Source organism: Phycisphaerae bacterium, assembly GCA_012729815.1.
Taxonomy (GTDB): domain Bacteria; phylum Planctomycetota; class Phycisphaerae; order JAAYCJ01; family JAAYCJ01; genus JAAYCJ01.
The window spans coordinates 1-3,016 of record JAAYCJ010000094.1 but is presented as its reverse complement, the minus strand read 5'-3'; the positions used below and the strand labels follow the sequence as shown (position 1 = coordinate 3,016).

At 64.4% G+C, this 3,016-nt stretch carries 3 protein-coding genes; all 3 read right to left on the bottom strand.

Annotated elements, in window-relative coordinates; genetic code table 11:
• On the bottom strand, nucleotides 1-741 hold a 741-nt coding region (locus GXY33_07050; GenBank protein ID NLX04884.1), incomplete at its 3' end, for a hypothetical protein.
• A gap of 41 nt (nucleotides 742-782) precedes the next feature.
• The gene (locus GXY33_07045; protein NLX04883.1) at nucleotides 783-1,919 is read right to left on the bottom strand and encodes a hypothetical protein; all 1,137 of its coding nucleotides are present in this window, start codon (nucleotides 1,917-1,919) and stop codon (nucleotides 783-785) included.
• A 47-nt stretch (nucleotides 1,920-1,966) separates the two neighbouring features.
• Nucleotides 1,967-3,016, bottom strand: a 1,050-nt coding sequence (locus tag GXY33_07040) for a right-handed parallel beta-helix repeat-containing protein (protein NLX04882.1), incomplete at its 5' end; no start/stop codon positions are given.

The following is a 3,016-nucleotide window of genomic DNA, read 5'->3' as shown; positions in this document are numbered from 1 at the left end:
TTCGGGCAGGTCGAGCGGATCGAGGCTGTGGGTCTGTTTGAAGCTGTCGCGGACGGGCGGTTCGTAGCCGAGGCCGAGGCATGCGACCAGGAACAGGCCGTCGAGGCCGTAGTCGAGCGCTTCGTCGATCAGGGCGAGTCGGTAATCGACGACCTGCGGGTAGGCGAAGGAGAGCTGGGGGTCGATGCTGACGCCATCCGGCCGGGTGCAGTAGACATCCATGAAGCCGCGCGCGATCAGCTCTTCGTGATCGACGTGGACCATCGTCTTGTCGAAGGTCGTGCCGTCCTTGCCGACCAGGCCCAAGGGTCCATCCATGCGGACGCCGTCGCGGCTGACGATGCAGAACTGCGGGTGGTTCAGCGACCAGGCGGTGGGCAGGCCGGCATGGCCTTCGGTCATGTCGAACCAGCCGAGGACGCGGAGGCCTTTGCGGTGGGCGATGTCGATGCCGTCCTTGACCATGTTCCACTGGCCCATGTCGGGCTCCAAGCCGAGCTTGCGGGAGTAGATGGCCCAGTTGTGAGGCGTGGTGCCGGGGACGTTGGAGGGCCACATGGGGCCGGGGGCGTGGACGCGGAAGTTGACGGTCCTGACGCCGGCGGCGACGGCGGTGTCCATGGCGAGCTCGATGCCGCGCGGACCCCAGGTCTGCTCGCGCCAGGCTTGGACGTCGCGGATGCCGAGGTCGGGGCCGAAGACGGGAAAATCGGTGAAGCTGATGTCGAAGCCGATTTCCATGGGTTGGTCTCCAAGAAAACGACAGCGGATCCAATGATAGTCTATTGGCCTGTTGCCTCAAGGTCCTCGACCCGTCGGCCTGGATGGTGGGTGAAGTGGGAAAAGGCACGGTAGTTTTGGGTCCAGGCGGGATGGTCGGCTGCGACTTCGCCGTGGGTGACGAGTCCTTCGAGGCCGGCGCGTGAGCCTTTGGCGGCGGCTTTCTGGATGGTCTCAATGACCGGGTCGTATCGGCCGAAAGGTCCTTTGCCGCCGAGGGCGGCGAACCACTGGCTGCCCTGGTGGAAGAAGCCGACGTTGTGGCGGGCGGGGAAGAGCAGGTCGTCTTCCCAGGGGAAGTCGTGGTCGTCGTCGAGCATGTGGGTGAGCGTCCACTGGCAGATGGCGTACTGTGGGATCGGGTCGAGGAAGCGGCGGACGGCTTGGGCCATGTCGCTGCGGTAGCCGCAGTAGGTGGAGTAGACCTGCCAGAGGTCCGGCTTAAGGGTATGGGCCTGGTCCATCAGGAGCGGGTACACGTGGGCCATGGTGTCGAAGGAAACGTTAATCTTGTCGGCGGGCTTGCCGGGCGAGAGGACGTTGACGCCGGCTTTTTTGTCGCGGCAGAGGTCGCAGTGGCAGACCGCGTAGTCGCCGGTTTCGTAGTTGATCCCGCCGATGTCGAAGTTGTCGATCAGCCAGCGGAGGCCGTTGAGGTTCCACTCGACGTTGGCTGGCCGGGAGGGGCAGAGGGCCTGCATGTGCGGGCCGTCGGGCGGGAAGGCGGTCCAGTTGTAGGGTTGGCCGTTCTCGTCGACTGCGCTCATTTCGGGATAGCGTTCGATCCATTTGGCCATGGAGAACTCGTGGTCGCCCTGGTAGTAGAACCCGCCGTAGGCCATGACGCCCACGCCGGGCAGGATGCGGACGTTCTTGCGGCGGGCGTAGTCGCAGAGGCGCTGGGCGGCTTGGACGCCGCCGTGGGCGTCGCGGAGGAAACCCCAGACGATCAGGCCGTTGAGGTCGAGGTCGGCCATGCAGTCGATCAGGCGGGTGTAGTCGCTCAGGAACGCCTCGGCGGGCTTGGTGTAGGGATTGCCGCAGCCTTCCTCCTGGCCGCCGGGCTGAGCGGGGTCCCAGTTGGTGGAGTGGTCCCAGGTCCACAGGAGGCGGTAGGGCAGAGGTTTGTTGGAAGACATGCTTGGTCCTCCCGTCATTGGGCTCGGGATAATTCATCTTCGGTCTGTCAGAGGTCTCTCTTTCGCGGATCGATGCTGAAGGGGGTTCCGTCGAGCGGCGGGTTGAGGAAGGGGCCGACCTGGATGGTTCCCGTGGGTCGTTGGCGGCCGAAATAGTCGTGCGTCAGTACGACCTGCGGCGAGGCGAGCGGCGGTATCGCTCGACCGAGGAAATCGACAGCGGCGGTCGTTTGAGCCGACGTCTCCGGCAGTCGGTCAAAGGCGGGCCAGGTCGATACGCCGGGCGCGCGGATGCTGAGGGTCAGATCGTCCGGGTTGAAAAAGACGCTCAGCCGGGCCACCTCGGAACGGCGGTCGAAACCGATGTCTCGCCAAGCGTCCAGGTCCACCACGGTTCCCTCCTCGCCCGCGGCGGCGTCGGCGAGGAAGGCGTCGCGGAAGCGATCGAACCGCTCGCCGAACAGATTCAACTCCGAGTGGCTGGTGCGGTTGGGGAACTGGATGTACCTCGGGAAACCGGCGATGACGTTGGCGAAGACCCGATGCTCGTTTTCCAGGGGCGGATTGACCCGTTTGGGATCGCCGCAACGCATCATGACGGCTGTGTCGTCGCCGTTGGCGATCAGGTTCTGGATGAGGTAGACCCGCTCGGCGTCGTGCTCGTAGAATCCGTTGCCGCCGCTGTTGACCAGGACGTTGTTGTCCACCAGGTTCGGGCCCTGGTTGATTTCGAGGAACACGTGTCCGAAGGCGGGATGGGCGGCGTCGGCGAAGAGGTTCCCCGTCACGCGGGTGTTGAAGATTTCGCCGTCGAGCCACAGCGAGGCGCAGTGCGCGGTTCGCAGGACCACGTTTCGCCGGATCACCGAGTGTTCGGTGCGGTGGATTTTGATTCCGGCGGATTCGTAGTGGTCGGTGATGGGCATCCAGCAGCAGTCGGTCACGAGGTTGTCTTCGACGAGCAGTTTCTCGTTGGCCATATTGTGCCAGGCGGACACGGCGGAGACGCCGCAGTGGTGGATGTGGTTATTGCGGATGATATGGAATCCCTGCATTTGGCCTTTGCCGTAGCTCCACCACTGGCCGCCGAGGTCCAT